The sequence below is a fragment of the Bacteroides cellulosilyticus DSM 14838 genome (assembly GCF_000158035.1).
Taxonomy (GTDB): Bacteria; Bacteroidota; Bacteroidia; order Bacteroidales; family Bacteroidaceae; genus Bacteroides; species Bacteroides cellulosilyticus.
Genome location: NZ_EQ973491.1, coordinates 500673 through 518384, shown reverse-complemented (window position 1 = coordinate 518384; position 17712 = coordinate 500673). Strand labels below are relative to the sequence as shown.

At 43.9% G+C, this 17712-nt stretch carries 15 protein-coding genes; 11 read left to right on the top strand and 4 right to left on the bottom strand.

Translation table 11 applies throughout. The features are described 5' to 3' along the window. The first annotated feature begins 835 nt into the window (after positions 1–835). The 11 genes from BACCELL_RS14280 to miaA all read left to right on the top strand — a co-directional run bounded on the left by BACCELL_RS14280 (position 836) and on the right by miaA (position 12668). Entirely contained in the window at positions 836–1075 is a 240-nt protein-coding gene (locus BACCELL_RS14280; protein ID WP_007215346.1) for a hypothetical protein, read from the top strand. A 427-nt stretch (positions 1076–1502) separates the two neighbouring features. After that, positions 1503–2672, top strand: a complete 1170-nt coding sequence (locus BACCELL_RS14275; protein ID WP_007215345.1) for an AIR synthase-related protein — start codon at positions 1503–1505, stop codon at positions 2670–2672. 4 nt (positions 2673–2676) lie between these two features. Further along, positions 2677–3789, top strand: coding sequence for a peptide chain release factor 1 (prfA, locus tag BACCELL_RS14270; RefSeq protein ID WP_007212557.1), 1113 nt, complete (start codon positions 2677–2679; stop codon positions 3787–3789). Between the two features lie 25 nt (positions 3790–3814). Then, positions 3815–5566 (top strand): DUF4153 domain-containing protein, encoded by a 1752-nt coding sequence (locus BACCELL_RS14265; RefSeq protein ID WP_007212556.1) that lies wholly within the window; start codon positions 3815–3817, stop codon positions 5564–5566. A gap of 36 nt (positions 5567–5602) precedes the next feature. After that, positions 5603–6433: an orotidine-5'-phosphate decarboxylase gene (pyrF, locus tag BACCELL_RS14260; protein WP_007212555.1), complete on the top strand. Its 831-nt coding sequence runs from the start codon at positions 5603–5605 to the stop codon at positions 6431–6433. A gap of 32 nt (positions 6434–6465) precedes the next feature. Further along, entirely contained in the window at positions 6466–7692 is a 1227-nt protein-coding gene (locus BACCELL_RS14255) for an HD domain-containing protein (protein WP_007212554.1), read from the top strand. A gap of 85 nt (positions 7693–7777) precedes the next feature. Next, positions 7778–8818, top strand: a complete 1041-nt coding sequence (lpxD, locus tag BACCELL_RS14250; protein WP_007212553.1) for a UDP-3-O-(3-hydroxymyristoyl)glucosamine N-acyltransferase — start codon at positions 7778–7780, stop codon at positions 8816–8818. Between the two features lie 3 nt (positions 8819–8821). Beyond that, positions 8822–10207, top strand: a complete 1386-nt coding sequence (locus tag BACCELL_RS14245; protein ID WP_007212552.1) for a bifunctional UDP-3-O-[3-hydroxymyristoyl] N-acetylglucosamine deacetylase/3-hydroxyacyl-ACP dehydratase — start codon at positions 8822–8824, stop codon at positions 10205–10207. Positions 10208–10291: 84 nt separating this feature from the next. Beyond that, a complete protein-coding gene (lpxA, locus tag BACCELL_RS14240) occupies positions 10292–11059 on the top strand; it encodes an acyl-ACP--UDP-N-acetylglucosamine O-acyltransferase (RefSeq protein ID WP_007212551.1) in 768 nt (255 codons plus the stop codon). Positions 11060–11082: 23 nt separating this feature from the next. After that, a complete protein-coding gene (locus BACCELL_RS14235; protein ID WP_007212550.1) occupies positions 11083–11643 on the top strand; it encodes an IS1096 element passenger TnpR family protein in 561 nt (186 codons plus the stop codon). Positions 11644–11771: 128 nt separating this feature from the next. Then, a complete protein-coding gene (miaA, locus tag BACCELL_RS14230) occupies positions 11772–12668 on the top strand; it encodes a tRNA (adenosine(37)-N6)-dimethylallyltransferase MiaA (protein WP_007212549.1) in 897 nt (298 codons plus the stop codon). A 3-nt stretch (positions 12669–12671) separates the two neighbouring features. Here the strand turns inward: miaA and BACCELL_RS14225 are convergent, their stop codons facing one another. The 4 genes from BACCELL_RS14225 to BACCELL_RS14210 form a co-directional block, all read right to left on the bottom strand. Continuing rightward, positions 12672–13919 (bottom strand): carcinine hydrolase/isopenicillin-N N-acyltransferase family protein, encoded by a 1248-nt coding sequence (locus BACCELL_RS14225; RefSeq protein WP_007212548.1) that lies wholly within the window; start codon positions 13917–13919, stop codon positions 12672–12674. Between the two features lie 59 nt (positions 13920–13978). Then, the gene (locus tag BACCELL_RS14220) at positions 13979–14584 is read right to left on the bottom strand and encodes a TonB-dependent receptor plug domain-containing protein (protein ID WP_007212547.1); all 606 of its coding nucleotides are present in this window, start codon (positions 14582–14584) and stop codon (positions 13979–13981) included. Between the two features lie 93 nt (positions 14585–14677). Next, on the bottom strand, positions 14678–15445 hold the full coding sequence (locus BACCELL_RS14215) for a TlpA family protein disulfide reductase (protein WP_007212546.1): 768 nt from the start codon (positions 15443–15445) through the stop codon (positions 14678–14680). Positions 15446–15460: 15 nt separating this feature from the next. Further along, the gene (locus BACCELL_RS14210) at positions 15461–17692 is read right to left on the bottom strand and encodes a M56 family metallopeptidase (protein WP_044153887.1); all 2232 of its coding nucleotides are present in this window, start codon (positions 17690–17692) and stop codon (positions 15461–15463) included. Positions 17693–17712: the final 20 nt, after the last annotated feature.

The following is a 17712-nucleotide window of genomic DNA, read 5'->3' as shown; positions in this document are numbered from 1 at the left end:
AGATCTTTAAAATTATCCCCGTCCGTGGCATACATGTAGCAGATTTTATAGATCACTCGCTTGTATTCCTCGATGAGGGAAGTGAACTGTTTTTCCTTATCATTCTGTTCCATCTTAAGATAGTCTTTTATACATAAGACGCCCGGTTGGGGAATTAGTTGCAGAGGAAAGAAAAAAAAGAAAATTGAGGGATATACTACGGACGGGGTATGAATAAAGTGATAATCCTGTATGACAAACGTCTGTACATAAAAGATAAATATCAACAATATAAGATATTTGTGAGATCAGTCGTATACTTAGGGTACCTCAGTGCCATACTTAGGGTACCTCAGTATAATACTTAGGGTACCTCAGTCGTATACTGAGATACCATCATTATAACACTTTTGATAATCAGCTATTTACAAAGCCCCTTTCAATATCAATAAATTGAGACAAATGAGCTGTTTAAAATGATAAATTATACTCTTTCTATTCCGTAATTAATACATTTTCGTCCTCATTATATACATCCATATTAAAAATTCCTGTATCTTTGTTACATATTTCTTCAATAATGAAGAGATATGCTTTGCGATTTGGAGATATCATTTTATTATTCGTAGTACTAAAAGTCTGGTAAATTTTTAAAAGTACGAATAATAAGTGGAAGTCTCCACGTCTGGATTGCATATAACTCTGTTATATAAGCTCCGGGCGTGGGGCTATTGCTTATTATTTTCTTTGCGGGTTTACCAGAGCCTTAGTACGAAATAATATATCAATAGTTCCCACGCTCTTTTTTACGATCAAGGAACTTGGGACAAACTACAACTTTTAAATTTATAACACGATGAATGTAGACTTTACCTGCTCTTGCCAAATGAAAACCGACTTAGAAAACTCAGCCGATGTATTTTCTTTTTTTGAAGAAAACTATTCTCTGCCTGCTATCGCAGATAATCTGGATACGCTTTCCCCTAAAGAATTGCGCTGTGCCTGTTGCCTGATGGGCGTTGCCTTAGTAGCATTATCCCAGAAGAAAACCATTTGGGAACGACTGAAGAATATGGGATTGGGAAGCAAAGAATAAAGCCTTAGCCCTGCTTCATTACTACCGCCCTCACACAACTCCCTGAGCCATCATGCAAAAGATGGCATCTTTTGTTGTAAAAGGTGGCATCTTTAACATCAAAAGATGGCATCTTTCGTAGCAAAAGATGCCACCTTTTGCATCACTTGTATAAGAGAAAGAGATGAAAGGTAAGTGTTATCAGCATGAAAGGATTAAGTGAAGATGCCCCAAACTCCAATTTCTTATGCAAAGGCAAGGCTATAAGCAAAATAATCGCTACTTTTGCTACGTGAAGATAGGCTGCACCTCAGCAAAATGCAAATGCCGGGGCACTCAGTTTAAATAAATCTCTCACATTCGAAAAAGAGAATGAATTCTCTTTTTACTCATAAAATCGAGATTTTGCACTATCTTTGCACATTCAATTGAAAAAACATATCAACTCATGAGTAACCAAAGATACATGATGCGCGGTGTCAGCGCTTCTAAAGAAGATGTGCACAATGCCATCAAGAACATCGACAAAGGTATTTTCCCGCAGGCTTTCTGCAAAATTATCCCTGACATTTTGGGCGGTGACCCGGAGTATTGCAACATCATGCACGCCGACGGTGCAGGCACGAAGTCCTCATTGGCTTATATGTACTGGAAAGAAACAGGTGATCTTTCTGTTTGGAAAGGCATTGCACAGGATGCACTGATTATGAATATCGACGACCTGCTCTGCGTAGGTGCAGTAGATAATATCCTGGTTTCTTCTACCATCGGACGCAACAAACTTCTCATTCCGGGAGAAGTTATCTCCGCCATCATCAACGGAACGGACGAATTGCTCGCCGAGCTCCGCGAAATGGGTGTAGGCGTATATGCCACTGGCGGTGAAACTGCCGATGTAGGCGACTTGGTACGTACCATCATTGTGGACAGTACCGTAACTTGCCGCATGAAGCGCAGCGATGTGATTGATAATGCCAATATCCGTCCGGGCGATGTAATTGTAGGCTTGGCTTCTTACGGACAGGCTACTTACGAAAAGGAATATAACGGTGGTATGGGCAGCAACGGACTGACCAGCGCCCGTCATGATGTATTCTCCAAATATCTGGCAGAGAAATATCCCGAAAGTTATGACAAGGCAGTGCCCGAAGAACTGGTTTACTCCGGTGGTCTGAAACTGACGGATGCCGTAGAAGACAGCCCGCTGGATGCAGGCAAATTGGTACTCTCCCCTACCCGCACATATGCGCCGGTAGTGAAGAAGTTGCTGGATGCACTTCGCCCTGAGATCCACGGTATGGTACACTGCTCGGGTGGTGCACAGACGAAAGTGTTGCACTTTATAGGTGACAATTGCCGCGTGATTAAGGATAATCTGTTCCCTGTTCCTCCTTTGTTCAAAACGATTAAAGAGCAGAGCAATACGGACTGGGCAGAGATGTACAAGGTATTCAATATGGGACACCGCCTTGAAGTATATCTGTCGCCCGAACATGCCGAGGAAGTTATTGCCATTAGCAAGAGCTTCGGCATCGATGCACAGATTGTTGGACGTATTGAAGAAAGCAACCAGAAAGAACTGATTATCAATAGTGAGTTCGGAGAATTCAAATACTAATTCAATGGCAGACAACAATACCATATTAGAGAAACTCGAAGGGCTTGTTGCCCGCTTCGAAGAAGTATCGACGCTGATTACAGACCCGGCAGTGATTGCCGACCAAAAGCGTTACGTAAAACTCACCAAAGAGTATAAAGAACTGGGCGACCTGATGGAGGCCCGTAAAGAATATATCCAGGTGCTGAACGGCATCGAGGAAGCCAAAGAGATCATCTCCAATGAAGCAGACCCGGAGATGCGGGAAATGGCACGCGAAGAATTGGATGCCTGTCAGGCACGCCAGCCGGAACTGGAAGAACATATCAAACTCCTCCTCGTACCTGCCGACCCACAGGACAGCAAGAACGCCATCCTCGAAATTCGTGGAGGTACAGGCGGTGACGAAGCCGCTATCTTTGCCGGAGACCTTTTCCGCATGTACACCAAATATTGCGAAACAAAAGGTTGGAGGATGGAAATATCCAGTGTCAATGAAGGCGCGGCAGGTGGATTCAAGGAAGTTATTTGCAGCGTTACGGGCGACAATGTGTACGGAACATTGAAATACGAATCGGGTGTACACCGCGTACAGCGTGTTCCGGCTACTGAAACTCAGGGGCGTGTGCATACTTCCGCCGCATCTGTAGCCGTGCTGCCCGAAGCAGAAGAGTTCGATGTAGTAATTAATGAAGGCGAAATCAAATGGGATACTTTCCGAAGTGGTGGTGCCGGCGGACAGAATGTAAATAAAGTTGAGTCCGGTGTACGTCTGCGCTATGTATGGAGAAATCCGAACACCGGTGCTTCCGAAGAAATCCTGATTGAGTGTACCGAAACACGCGACCAACCGAAGAATAAAGAGCGTGCCCTCTCACGTCTGCGTACCTTTATTTACGACAAGGAACATCAGAAATATCTGGACGATATTGCCTCCAAGCGAAAGACAATGGTATCTACCGGAGACCGCTCCGCTAAAATCCGTACCTACAACTATCCGCAAGGACGCATCACCGACCATCGTATCAACTATACCATCTATAACCTCTCCGCCTTTATGGACGGTGACATTCAGGACTGCATCGACCACCTGATTGTAGCGGAAAATGCAGAACGTCTGAAAGAAAGCGAACTGTAAACCAATAGGTTAAGAAGCAGAGCGAATGAAAGGACAGCTACTACATAAAGTATTTCATACCCTGACGGAAGCGTTTCAAAATTGCCTGAGGCGCTTTCCTTCTACAGTATGTTTTGTCCTTGCACTTACCGTCTATTTAGTCTATCTGGTAGCTACCGACCTGGATGATGACAGGAAGCTGGTGATGGTTCTGGGTTACTATTTTTCTATCGGTACGTTGCTCTCACTCACTCTCCACCTGTGGAGCGAAGAGATAAAGAGCAAGATAAAAGGAGTGATCGTACATATAGTAATGCACGTATTGCTGATTGCCGATGCGGTGTACCTCTACAGCCTTTCACCGGAACAGTCGCTTACCGAAATAGGCATAGCCCACGGAGCCGCCATTCTGGCACTGTGGCTTTCGGCTTTCTTCCTTTCATTCATCAAAGAAAAGAATGACATTCCAAGCTGGAACTTCGCTTCATACACGGTTGGCGCTTTTGTCACGGCCAATGTGGTGGGGCTTATCATGAGCGGTGGAATCAGTCTGCTGGTGTTCTCGCTTCGCCAACTCTTCAACGTGGATGTAAGTTGGAATTGCTATCTATATATTCTTATTATATGTAGCGTATTGCTTCCGATGTTACTCTTCCTTGGCATGTTGCCCAAAGATGAACAAAAACATAATCGGGAGCCGCAACCCTCGGAGTTCCTGAACGGCACAATACATTTTCTCTTTCTCCCGCTCATGGCAGGATACCTCCTCGTGCTTTATGTCTATGCAGCCCGCATTTTTATCAGTTGGGAACTGCCCACAGGCTGGGTATCCTGGCTCGTGGTAGCACTGATGGTAGGATGTATCGCCATTGAATTCGGACTGTATCCCGTACGTATTCAGGAAAAGAAACCTATAAACGAATGGATTGCGCGTTGGTTGCCCGCTTTGGTATTGCCGATGCTGGTACTGATGACAATCGGCATTATACGCCGCTTCAACGATTACGGCGTCACCATCAATCGCCTTTACCTTATAACTCTCAACATCTGGTGCTATATTGTTTGTATCGGACTCGTCTTCACTAAAGCCCGGCGCATCAGTTGGATACCGATTTCGTTCTCCATCCTCTTTCTGCTAACTTCGGCACTACCAGTCAATTATGCAAGTATCACCCGGAATATCATGCGCAACAGCGTAGAGAAAGAGCTGAAACGCACTAATTTAAAACTACCACTCACCCGTGAACAATACGATGACTGGATGGAATCGCTCCCGACGGAAACGGCAGTGCAAGTAAACGACAAGTTCAGATATCTGCGCAACTGGTTCGGACGGAAAAGTATAGCCGACCTTGTGGACAAGGATGCCTCATTCTATTCTTCTAAAAATTACGGTACTACCGATACAACAGACGATTCCGATTCCTTTGTATCATACAGCGGCAAGAGTTCACATCAAGTCAGCATCCAGATACCGGACGGATACCATCAGTTCATAGTCGTACCGGATGGAGATATAAAGGACAGATACTTCCACATACCATACGACTATCTGGAAGCAGGGATACTACCTGTTCCCCTTACCACTCAGACTAATAATAAGAACGATACGATCTTCATTGACCTGAAAACAATGGAGGCACTTGATAATCACAAATATAATCAAATGCCCCCTACCCGATTTAAGTGTAATTCCGACAGATGCCTTTTCATGCTTACAAGTTTCTCTCTGGATTACAATAAGAAAAGGAAAGATGCTCTCAGGTTACGCATAGAAGGCTACTTATTCAAGAAATAACCAAACGAATTATAAACAGATTAAATAGATTCAGTAATGGATAAACAACAACTTTTTGAAAATATCAAGCGTAAGAAATCATTCCTCTGCGTAGGTCTGGATACAGACATCAAGAAAATCCCGGAACACTTGTTGAAAGAAGAAGATCCGATCTTCGCTTTCAATAAAGCCATCATCGACGCAACGGCTGACCTTTGCATTGCCTACAAACCGAACCTCGCTTTCTATGAAAGTATGGGCGTGAAAGGCTGGATTGCTTTTGAAAAGACTGTGAAATATATCAAGGAAAACTATCCCGACCAATTCATCATTGCCGATGCCAAGCGTGGTGACATTGGAAATACCTCTGCCATGTATGCCCGCACATTCTTCGACGAACTGGACATCGACTCTGTAACCGTAGCCCCTTACATGGGTGAGGACAGTGTTACTCCGTTCCTGACTTATGAAGGCAAGTGGGTAATCCTCCTGGCACTGACAAGCAACAAAGGTTCCCACGACTTCCAGTTGACGGAAGATTCCAACGGCGAACGCCTTTTCGAAAAAGTACTGCGTAAGTCTCAGGAATGGGCCAACGACGGACAGATGATGTATGTGGTAGGTGCCACACAAGGCCGTGCTTTCGAAGATATCCGCAAGATTGTTCCCAACCACTTCCTGCTTGTGCCGGGTGTAGGCGCACAGGGTGGCTCACTGGAAGAAGTTTGTAAGTATGGCATGAACTCCACTTGCGGACTGATTGTAAACTCCAGCCGTGGCATCATCTATGTGGATAAGACTGAAAAATTTGCAGAAGCTGCACGCAATGCCGCCAAGGAAGTGCAACAGCAGATGGCGGAACAGTTGAAGGGAGTGATTAACGCCTAATCACTTATCACTTACCCTTAATCACTAACAACGTGTTCGAACGAAAGATCATTAACGACCCGGTGTTCGGGTTCATCAATATCCCGAAGGGGTTGCTGTACGACATCGTGCGGCATCCCCTTTTGCAGCGTTTAAACCGCATCAAGCAACTGGGCTTGTCGTCTGTGGTTTATCCCGGTGCACAGCACACGCGCTTTCAACATTCGTTGGGGGCTTTCCATTTGACGAGCGAAGCTGTCCAGCAGCTCGCCAGCAAAGGAAACTTCATTTTTGATAGTGAAGCCGAAGCAGTACAGGCAGCCATTCTGATGCATGACATCGGACACGGTCCCTTCTCTCATGTACTGGAAGACACCATCGTACAGGGCGTATCTCACGAGGATATCTCCCTCATGCTGATGGAGCGTATCAACAAAGAAATGAACGGGCAACTCACACTTGCCATCCAGATATTCAAGGACGAATACCCCAAGAAGTTCCTGCACCAACTGGTCAGCGGACAACTCGACATGGACCGCATGGACTACCTTCGCCGCGACAGTTTTTACACCGGCGTAACGGAAGGTAACATCGGCTCGGCACGCATCATCAAGATGCTCGATGTGAAAGAAGACCATCTCGTGGTAGAATCCAAAGGTATCTACTCCATTGAGAACTTCCTCACTGCCCGCCGCTTGATGTACTGGCAGGTATATCTGCACAAAACGTCCGTGGCATACGAGAAAATGCTCATCAGTGCCCTGCTCCGTGCCAAAGAATTAGCAAGTAAAGGTGTAGAATTATTTGCTTCACCGGCATTGCGTTTTTTCCTTTACAATGACATCAACAAGGAAACTTTCTATAACAATCCGGAGTGCCTGGAGAACTTTATCCAACTGGATGACAATGATATATGGACCGCATTAAAGGTCTGGAGCACCCACAGTGACAAGGTTCTGTCCACGTTGAGTCTCGGTATGATCAACCGTAATATCTTCAAAGTGGAAATTTCTACCGAACCAATATGTGAAAAAAGAAAAAAAGAGTTAACTTTGCAAATCAGTCAGCAACTGGACATACCCCTCTCTGAAGCGAGTTATTTCGTCTCTACCCCCAGCATCGAGAAGAATATGTACGACCCGGCAGACGATAGTATTGATATCCTTTATAAAGACGGAAGTATTAAGAATATTGCTGAAGCATCGGACATGCTCAATATTTCCCTATTGTCCAAGAAGGTAAAAAAATACTATCTTTGCTACCAACGTTTGCATAGGTAAGTATAAAATATTCACCCAAGGACAAGGAAATATAAAAAAAAAGTCCGTTATTTGTGATTTGAAACCATCTAACAAGAATAAGACAATGGAGTTCTCTGCTAAACAAATTGCAACATTTATCCAAGGAGAAATCGTTGGAGACGAGAATGCAACTGTACATACTTTTGCCAAGATAGAAGAAGGCATCCCCGGTGCTATATCGTTTCTGTCAAACCCCAAATATACATCTTATATCTACGAAACCAAAGCCAGTATTGTACTGGTAAACAAAGACTTCGTTCCTGAACAAGAAATAAAAGCTACTTTAATTAAGGTGGATAATGCCTACGAAAGTTTGGCTAAATTGCTCAACCTTTACGAACAAAGTAAGCCTAAACGTGTTGGTATTGATCCGTTAGCTTTCGTTGCAGAAACTGCTAAAATCGGAAAGGATGTTTACATTGCGCCCTTCGCTTGCATTGGTGAATACGCAGAAGTAGGAGACAATACAATGATACATCCGCATGCGACTATCGGTAGTGGTGCTAAAATAGGCAGTGATTGTATCTTATATGCCAATACAACCATTTATCATGACTGCCGGATAGGCAATCATTGCATCCTGCATTCCGGTTGTGTGATCGGTGCGGATGGTTTTGGTTTCGCCCCAACTCCCGAAGGTTACGAAAAAATACCTCAAATCGGTATCGTAATACTGGAAGACAATGTAGAGATAGGTGCAAACACTTGTGTAGACCGTGCTACAATGGGGGCAACCATCGTACACAAAGGTGTGAAACTGGACAACCTGATACAAGTAGCCCACAATGACGAAATCGGTGCAAATACCGTTATGGCGGCGCAAGTGGGTATTGCAGGATCTACCAAAGTAGGCGAATGGTGTATGTTCGGCGGCCAGGTAGGCATTGCAGGACATATCCATATTGGAAACAAAGTGAACCTCGGAGCACAGTCTGGTGTTCCCAGCAATATTAAGGATGGCAGCCAATTAATCGGTACTCCTCCCATGGAGCTGAAACAATACTTCAAAGCCTCCGTTGCCCAACGGAACCTACCGGATATGCTAACAGAACTCCGCCAGCTCCGTAAAGAACTGAATGAATTAAAACAACAAATAAATAAGTAACAAATGTTGAAACAAAAGACTCTGAAAGACAGTTTTTCCCTCAGTGGTAAAGGCCTTCACACGGGACTTGACCTGACCGTTACTTTCAATCCTGCTCCGGACAACCACGGATATAAAATCCAGCGCATCGACGTGGAGGGACAACCTACCATTGATGCGGTTGCGGACAATGTGACTGAAACCACTCGCGGCACCGTCCTTTCCAAGAATGGTGTGAAGGTTAGCACTGTAGAGCACGGCATGGCAGCCCTTTACGCCTTAGGCATAGACAACTGCCTGATACAAGTCAACGGTCCTGAGTTTCCCATTCTGGACGGTAGCGCCCAATATTATGCACAAGAAATAGAGCGCGTAGGTACAGAAGAACAAAATGCCGTTAAAGATTTCTATATCATCAAGTCAAAAATCGAGTTTCGCGATGAAAAGACCGGTTCTTCCATTATCGTGTTGCCCGACGAGAACTTCAGTCTGAATGTACTGGTATCTTACGACTCGACCATCATTCCCAATCAGTTTGCAACGCTGGAGGATATGTCGAAATTCCGAGATGAAGTAGCCGGCAGCCGTACATTCGTATTCGTACGCGAGATCGAACCACTGTTGCAGGCCGGTCTCATCAAAGGCGGTGATTTGGACAATGCCATCGTTATCTACGAACGAGAAATGTCTCAGGAAGACTTCGATAAGTTGGCCGATGTGATGGGAGTTCCCCACATGGATGCCAAGCAACTGGGTTATATCAACCACAAACCGCTGGTATGGGCCAATGAATGTGCCCGTCATAAACTGCTCGACGTAATCGGTGACTTGGCTTTGATAGGCAAACCTATCAAGGGACGTATCATCGCTACACGTCCGGGACATACCATTAATAACAAGTTCGCCCGCCAGATGCGTAAGGAAATCCGCCTGCATGATATACAGGCTCCGACTTACGACTGTAACCGCGAACCCGTCATGGACGTAAACCGTATCCGCGAACTGTTGCCACACCGTTACCCATTCCAATTGGTAGACAAGGTAATTGAAATAGGTGCCAATTATATTGTAGGCGTGAAGAATATCACTGCCAACGAGCCTTTCTTCCAGGGGCACTTCCCACAGGAACCGGTAATGCCGGGTGTGTTGCAGGTTGAAGCTATGGCACAGGTAGGCGGTCTGCTTGTATTGAACTCCGTAGACGAACCCGAACGCTACTCTACCTACTTCATGAAGATAGATGGTGTGAAGTTCCGTCAAAAGGTAGTGCCGGGTGACACCCTTATCTTCCGCGTAGAACTGCTTGCACCTATCCGCCGTGGCATTTCCACGATGAAAGGTTATGCGTTCGTAGGCGAGAAAGTGGTTTGCGAGGCAGAGTTTATGGCACAAATAGTTAAGAACAAGTAAAAGGATTTATGATTTAAGATTTATTCGTGGCTAATAATAAGCGCGAATATCTCATAAATTATAAATCATAAATCATAAATCAGCATGATAAGTCCCTTAGCGTATATTCATCCCGAGGCAAAAATCGGGGAAAACGTAGAGATTGCTCCTTTTGTATTCATCGACAAGAATGTGGTAATCGGCGATAACAACAAGATTATGGCAAATGCCAACATTCTGTACGGTTCACGTATCGGCAATGGAAATACTATTTTTCCGGGAGCTGTTATCGGTGCCATCCCTCAGGACCTGAAATTTCAGGGAGAAGAGAGTACCGCTGAAATTGGTGACAACAATACCATTCGTGAAAATGTTACCATCAATCGCGGTACAGCTGCCAAAGGCAGAACCATTATCGGTAACAACAACCTGTTGATGGAAGGTGTGCACGTAGCTCATGATGCCCTTGTCGGTAATTACTGTATCATTGGTAACTCTACTAAAATGGCAGGTGAAATTGTAATAGACGATTTCTCCATTATCAGTGCCAATGTATTGATGCATCAGTTCTGCCGTGTAGGTGGATACGGAATGATACAAGGAGGTTGCCGTTTCAGTAAGGATATTCCGCCGTACATCATTGCAGGCCGGGAACCGATTGCTTACAGCGGTATCAACATTATCGGGTTGCGTCGTCGCGGATTCTCCAATGAAACCATTGAGAATATACACAATGCATACCGTATCATTTATCAGAGTGGATTGAACACTTCAGACGCATTAAAGAAAATAGAAGAAGAAATTCCGACGAGCCCGGAAATCGAATACATTGTCAGCTTCATCCGTGACTCCGAACGTGGTATTATTAGATGATAAAACGATAAAGTAATTAGAATATGATATACAGATTTACACTTATCTCCGATGAAGTGGACGACTTCGTAAGAGAAATACAAATTGACCCGGAAGCTACATTCTACGACTTCCATGAGGCTATAGTGAAGTCAGTAGGTTATACTAACGACCAGATGACTTCTTTCTTCATCTGTGATGATGATTGGGAAAAAGAAAAGGAAATTACACTGGAAGAGATGGATGACAATCCGGAGATGGACAGTTGGGTAATGAAAGACACCACTATCAGCGAACTGATAGAAGATGAAAAGCAGAAGTTACTCTATGTGTTCGACTACATGACAGAACGCTGTTTCTTCATTGAACTCTCCGAGATCATTACCGGAAAAGAAATGAAAGGTGCCAAGTGTACCAAGAAGGAAGGTGATGCTCCGAAACAGACAATTGACTTCGAAGAAATGGCAGCCAACAGCGGATCGCTTGATCTGGATGAAAACTTCTATGGAGATCAGGACTTTGATCTGGAAGAATTCGACCAGGAAGGTTTCGATATGGGCGGAGGCGAAGGTAGCGCAGCACCGTTCGAGGAAGAAAAGTTCTAATATTATTTTAAATTTTTCATCCGCAGATAACGCGGATAACACAGATTTGAAAGACTTAAGCCTAGAAGAGATCTGCGTTATCCGCGTTATCTGCAGATGGGAAATGATTCTCTAAATACCATTTCCTTATGAAAACCCTGATAGTGCTTATTGGACCGACCGGAGTAGGAAAGACCGAACTCAGCCTGCGGCTGGCAGAGCATTACCAAACTTGCATCGTTTCCGCAGACTCCCGGCAACTCTATGCCGACTTGAAAATAGGGACAGCAGCCCCTACCCCCGAGCAACTGCAACGCGTGAAACATTACCTTGTAGGAACCTTGCAACTCACCGATTATTACAGTGCCGCCCAATATGAAGCGGAAGTACTGAAACTTCTGGAAACCTTATTTACCGAACAGGATACAGTATTGCTTACCGGTGGCTCTATGATGTATGTGGATGCCGTTTGCAAAGGCATTGACGATATTCCGACCGTAGATGCTGAAACACGCCAAGTGATGCTACATAAGTATGAAACGGAAGGTCTGGAAAGATTGTGCGCAGAGCTAAAGTTACTCGATCCCGAATACTACAAAATAGTAGACCTGAAGAATCCTAAACGCGTAATCCATGCACTGGAGATATGCTATATGACAGGGAAGACCTACACCTCATTCCGTACACAACAAAAAAAAGAACGCCCCTTCCGCATCATCAAAATAGGATTGACGCGCGACCGGGAAGAACTTTACGACCGTATTAACCGACGGGTAGAGATTATGATAGAGGATGGCTTGGAAGAAGAAGCCAGAAAGGTATATCCTTATCGGGCACTTAATTCATTGAATACGGTAGGTTATAAAGAGATGTTCAAATATCTCGATGGAGAATGGACCTTGCCTTTTGCCATAGAGAAAATCCAACAGAACTCCCGCATCTATTCACGCAAGCAGATGACATGGTTCAAAAGAGATGAAGAAATCCGTTGGTTCCATCCGGAACAAGAAACGGAGATACTGGCGTACCTCCATTCGGTAATGTAAGTTCTATTCTGATTCCAGTAAACTCTGATAGATCATTCTGATGGATGATTCCAGTTCATCATACAGCTTCGGTATTGCTTGGATATCGAGGCTTCCTTTTTTATACCATTCTTCCAGCAATGGCTTCGTCGTACGGAAGACTTCATCTTCTGCCGCAGTAATCGCTGTCATATAACCGTCACCTTTCTCAGGACTATACAATCTTTCCCAATTCAGATAACGTCCGGTACCCATTCCCTGCTTATAGCTGAAAACTCTGTCTGCCAAACGAAGTGACCAATCACTGAGCAGAGCTGCCTCATATTCTTTGCCGAAACGTACCATTCCGGGAAGAAGTTTACCGGCATCTTTCACCCACAGTGGCACAGCTATACCGGTAGGAGGATAACCTAACAGTGTCCACATGGTAGTCAGTTCGGCTTTCTCACCCGGTTTCACACCTTGTACCACTACCGAACACGATGTACTGCTACGCGGAATGAAATCCTGATCTACAAACCAACCCGATGCCTGAGGACGATTATATGCCCCGCTACGCAAATCAATATCCAGCATACGGTTACGGAACGAACGCGATAAATCATTGAAAATAAACTGTGGGGTAATACTGCCCGTAGCCGAAGCTTTCATCAGCACCTGGTCTGCTTCCATATAGCGCACATAACCGGCACCCTCGTTCACCTTACCAGCAAAAGAAAAGTTGGTACGGGCAATATAACCATAAGGAGCGTCCTTCGGGTTATTGGCGTCATACATTACATATTTATGATAATCTACCTCAAACATAGCTGCCCCGCCTTGTGCATCAATCACACCAAAATTAGCTTCGATATCGCTGGGCTTGGAAATGGTATCCAGAAAATGACAGAAATCCTCTACCGTTGCACAAACTTCGAGTGCACGATAAATAACACGCCCATTGGCTGCCCCCCGCTCTTCATCGCCCTTTACATCCACCAGATTATACGATTGTGTATTCATCAAAGCAAATCCTGAGGAATTAGTTCCCATCCATGCCTCTTTCAGATATGCATTGGCGCTATTCACTACAGCAATAAAATTATACTTCTCGCCTTTCACATAATCAATATGGTTTTGCATAAAGTCCGTATCACGGTTTTTCCAAAGCAGGGGGCGACCGTCGGGTGTTACTTTACCCGATACAACAGCAGAAGTACAGGCTTGCACAGGAGTAGCGAACCAAACAATTGCTGCCGCACACAGGATTAATAAGGATATTTGTTTCAACATTAGTTATCAGGTATTTCCTATTCCATAATCTTTAATCATTCCGCTCTTGACAATCACTTTTATTCATATTCTCCCCTTAGGAAAATCATTGGTTTAATATAAATTTCCAGTATTCCGTCTGCACCGGTCTTCACTTCCATTTGCTCAATACTCGTTTGATACGCAGTACTGGCCGGAACTTCTTTACCGCTAATATAGTAACGCGCATTCCTCCTGTTCACTCCCTTTGGCTTGAGAAAATCATCTATTTTCTTAATGTTTTTTTCCTCCTTTACCTGTTGTGGAGTTTTCAACTTCAGAATAATGACCCCATTTATTCCACGTGTGCCATAAATGGCAGTAGCTGAAGCATCTTTCAAAACTTCAAGACTTTCAATATGCGCGGGGTTCAATGCTGCAAAAATCTCATAGGGAAGTTCCATTCCATTTACTATAAATAAAGGCTCATCAGATGGAATAGGAATGCGATCTCTAATAACGAATGTGCCATTTTTCTTCGGAGACTGCGGCACAATGGTATCATTCTTCAAAGTATCTTTGAAAAGTACAAGCTCCTTTGTAGAAGGGGCTTCAGCATGAATAGATATAGCGGCAGACATCACTAATAATAGAAATACTCCCCAAAAGAAGCTATATCCCTGGTGAATTTGTTTTCCTTGTCTCATAGCATTATCTTTTAAGTGATAGAATACTAAACCGTCTCAAACAAAAATACTTAAAAGTAATGATTTAAACAAAGAAATAAGAAACAAAGTTGATTATTCAGCTGATAATTCCTTTAGTCTATCAAGCAAATAGGCCCGTTTACTCTCGCTTGTACCTTCTTCCCAATAGCGGATAATACCTTTCTTATCTACCAACAATGTAGTCGGCGTGACCTGTACTTTAAACAAATTGAAGAAAAATAATTCATCGGCAATATGCGTAAAAAGGAAAGGACGGTTTTCCACTATCTTCTTTATCTGTTCCGCTGTATTCCAGGTAGTAGAGAAATAAGTCACATCCGGACAGATTTTCATCCATTCATTCAGTTCCGGCATCTCCTTGATACACGGTCTGCAACCCGTGTGCCAATAGTTCAGAACGAAAGGCTTTCCAATGATATCCGCCTTTGTCCATACCCGTCCCGTCGTATCCTTTACCTTAAAGTCCGGGAATGGTTTTCCTACCCATTTATCAAGAGTTACTGTATTAGTCGCTGCAATCGCCATCGGCTTTTGCGCTCCTGAACGGGAAATCTGCAATAATTCCTCTCCTCCGGGTACTTTTTCTACGGAAACCCGATATTTCATTGCATAGTCCGGTAAAGTTTTGCCTTTATTCAGACGTATTTCCAATGCGGTATGTCCTTCCTCATCTGTCAGCATAATCATCTGGGCACCTTCATCAGTCCGAATTCCCGGAGGCATACCATTGAAAAAACATCCGTCAATGAGAACATACTTATCACTACTAGTTTGGGCGGAGCAAAGCCCCACCCAAACGAACATCATAGAGAGAAACAAAAAGAGAGAATTCCTTTTCATATAAAATATCTTTGATTATTCATCTTTCAAAGTAACTGTCACCTTCGGCTCCGCCTTTACTTTAGCAGTTTTCATGCCAATATAAGAAACAACCAGTTTATCGCCTTTTGAAGCAGATAGGACAAAGCTACCATCCACATCGGTTATACTGCCGCTTTTTGTTCCTTCTATCAGTATGGCAGCACCTACAACAGGCTCTCCGTCTTTATCCTGCACAATACCTTCCACTTTCATATCACCTTTGGCAGAAGTCTTCTCAACTCCTCTTTTGTCTTTGGTAGTGATATAAATCTGGCCTTTGCCGTCTGTTCCTTTCTCAACACTCATGCTTTCAATTCTTTCAGCCGGTACTACCTCACCTATGTCCGCAACGCTGGAATCAATTTTCACACCATCTACAAAAAAGGTCACATCTCCCCGATTTGCCTTCTTACTATTTATATAGATACCTTGCACTCCATTGACAGTAGTAAATTTTCCTGTACCTTTCACTCCCCAAACCACGGGATCATTAGTATTCTTTAGTGTATAGGTTTCTGATGGATGGTATTCTTCTTTATCTTCTTTCAAAGTAATCAATATAACCCCATTCTTGCCTCTCTCTCCATATATTGCAGTAGAAGCCGCATCCTTCAAGACGCTAAAACTCATTATCCTGTCGACATTTATTGCATTCAATATAGACTGGGTAACTTCCTTGCCATCCACTATAACCAAAGCACTATCCAATAAACTTCCAGGGCGTCTGCTCATCTCTACAGTACGAGAACTTTTCATCTCTCCCCCTTCCAGTCTAAACATTACCGGCAGTGTATACTTCACTGCTACCGCCTGTCCTTTCTGCATACCCGGTTTCCATTTCGGCATTGTTCCTACCAACCGGATAGCCTCAGCATCCAGATCTTTATCTACGGCACGGATCACTTTCGGATCCGTCACATTTCCTCCCTTATCAATAATAAATTGCACCGTAACGCGTCCCTGTGTACCATTCTTCTTTGCAGTTTCAGGATAACGCATATTCTTCTGAATATACTCCAATGCAGCAGCCATGCCACCCGGATACTCCGGCATTTGCTCCACCACCTCGAAGAAGGGAGTACCCTGTAGCTTCTCGGTCACTTCTACAGGAATATACTTCACCTCCACGGGTTTAGCTGTATCTTTCAGTACTGGAGCTACCTGTACTGGTTCTTCCGTAGTTTTTACGGCTTTTGCTTCCACAATTGCTGTCAAATCATTAACTTTGGCGGCAGAAATGTCATGCAAACGAGAGAAGAGCAAGCTTGCTTGTTCCATTCCGAGTGCATCCGACATTCTTGAAATCTCTTCTGCGGTTTCCGAGATTTCAGGACGGGCAAAAGCAGTTACTGCAATGGCAGCTACCGGAAGTATGTATAAATACTTCAATCTTGCCCACGGATTCGATTTTTCTTTTAACATCATAGTGATACGTTTTTTAAGTTTACTGTGATTAAAGCTGTTGGCCATAGAGTAGAGCCTTGTGCCGACAGCTTTTTTAATTAATAATAATTGATATTGTTTCGCGTCAACGCCTTTTTCAATCACCGTTTCATCCGCCTCATACTCATGGATATTCTGTAATTCCTGTTTCAGCAGCCACGAAGCCGGATTAAACCACTGGAAAAAGATGCAGATATCTGCTACCAGCAAATCCCACGAATGTCGGTTCTGTATATGAGCCAACTCATGAATAAGTATTTCCCGCCCATTCTCATCCAAGTCTTTCTGTGAAATAACGATGTATTTCATCCAACTGAACGGAGCTATATCGTGGTCGTGCACTATCAAAGTCACTTTCTCACCACCGTCAGTATATTTACTCAAGTCTTCTTTTCTGCCTAATCTCAATAAATTGCCCAACTTCAACAACGAATACCCATTACGAAAAGCAAAAAGTAAAATACCGGCCAGGTACACCAATAATGCAACATGTATCCAAGTTATCGTCACTTCCTCTATCTGCAATTCCGCCACATTTGTAGTATTCATCATATCCGCCAGCATCAGCCACTGTTCCAGTGTCATCATGGTTTGATGAACCTCTGTCTGCTTCTCCACAGTAACTTCCACCAGTGGCAAAAGACAAGATAGCAACAATATGCTCAACAACGCTACCCGGTTGAAACGATGAAACGTCTCACGGCTCAGCAACAAACGGTAAAACAGGTAGAATACCGCCAAACAAACCGACGACTTCAGTATATAGACAAAGAAAATTCCCATATTGACGTACTATTTATAAT

Bases quoted from the DNA above. Each gene is read 5' to 3' on its own strand.
- BACCELL_RS14280 (WP_007215346.1), top strand. From the start codon at position 836: ATGAATGTAGACTTTACCTGCTCTTGCCAAATGAAAACCGACTTAGAA.
- BACCELL_RS14275 (WP_007215345.1), top strand. From the start codon at position 1,503: ATGAGTAACCAAAGATACATGATGCGCGGTGTCAGCGCTTCTAAAGAA.
- prfA (WP_007212557.1), top strand. From the start codon at position 2,677: ATGGCAGACAACAATACCATATTAGAGAAACTCGAAGGGCTTGTTGCC.
- BACCELL_RS14265 (WP_007212556.1), top strand. From the start codon at position 3,815: ATGAAAGGACAGCTACTACATAAAGTATTTCATACCCTGACGGAAGCG.
- pyrF (WP_007212555.1), top strand. From the start codon at position 5,603: ATGGATAAACAACAACTTTTTGAAAATATCAAGCGTAAGAAATCATTC.
- lpxD (WP_007212553.1), top strand. From the start codon at position 7,778: ATGGAGTTCTCTGCTAAACAAATTGCAACATTTATCCAAGGAGAAATC.
- BACCELL_RS14245 (WP_007212552.1), top strand. From the start codon at position 8,822: ATGTTGAAACAAAAGACTCTGAAAGACAGTTTTTCCCTCAGTGGTAAA.
- lpxA (WP_007212551.1), top strand. From the start codon at position 10,292: ATGATAAGTCCCTTAGCGTATATTCATCCCGAGGCAAAAATCGGGGAA.
- BACCELL_RS14235 (WP_007212550.1), top strand. From the start codon at position 11,083: ATGATATACAGATTTACACTTATCTCCGATGAAGTGGACGACTTCGTA.
- miaA (WP_007212549.1), top strand. From the start codon at position 11,772: ATGAAAACCCTGATAGTGCTTATTGGACCGACCGGAGTAGGAAAGACC.
- BACCELL_RS14225 (WP_007212548.1), bottom strand. From the start codon at position 13,919: ATGTTGAAACAAATATCCTTATTAATCCTGTGTGCGGCAGCAATTGTT.
- BACCELL_RS14220 (WP_007212547.1), bottom strand. From the start codon at position 14,584: ATGAGACAAGGAAAACAAATTCACCAGGGATATAGCTTCTTTTGGGGA.
- BACCELL_RS14215 (WP_007212546.1), bottom strand. From the start codon at position 15,445: ATGAAAAGGAATTCTCTCTTTTTGTTTCTCTCTATGATGTTCGTTTGG.
- BACCELL_RS14210 (WP_044153887.1), bottom strand. From the start codon at position 17,692: ATGGGAATTTTCTTTGTCTATATACTGAAGTCGTCGGTTTGTTTGGCG.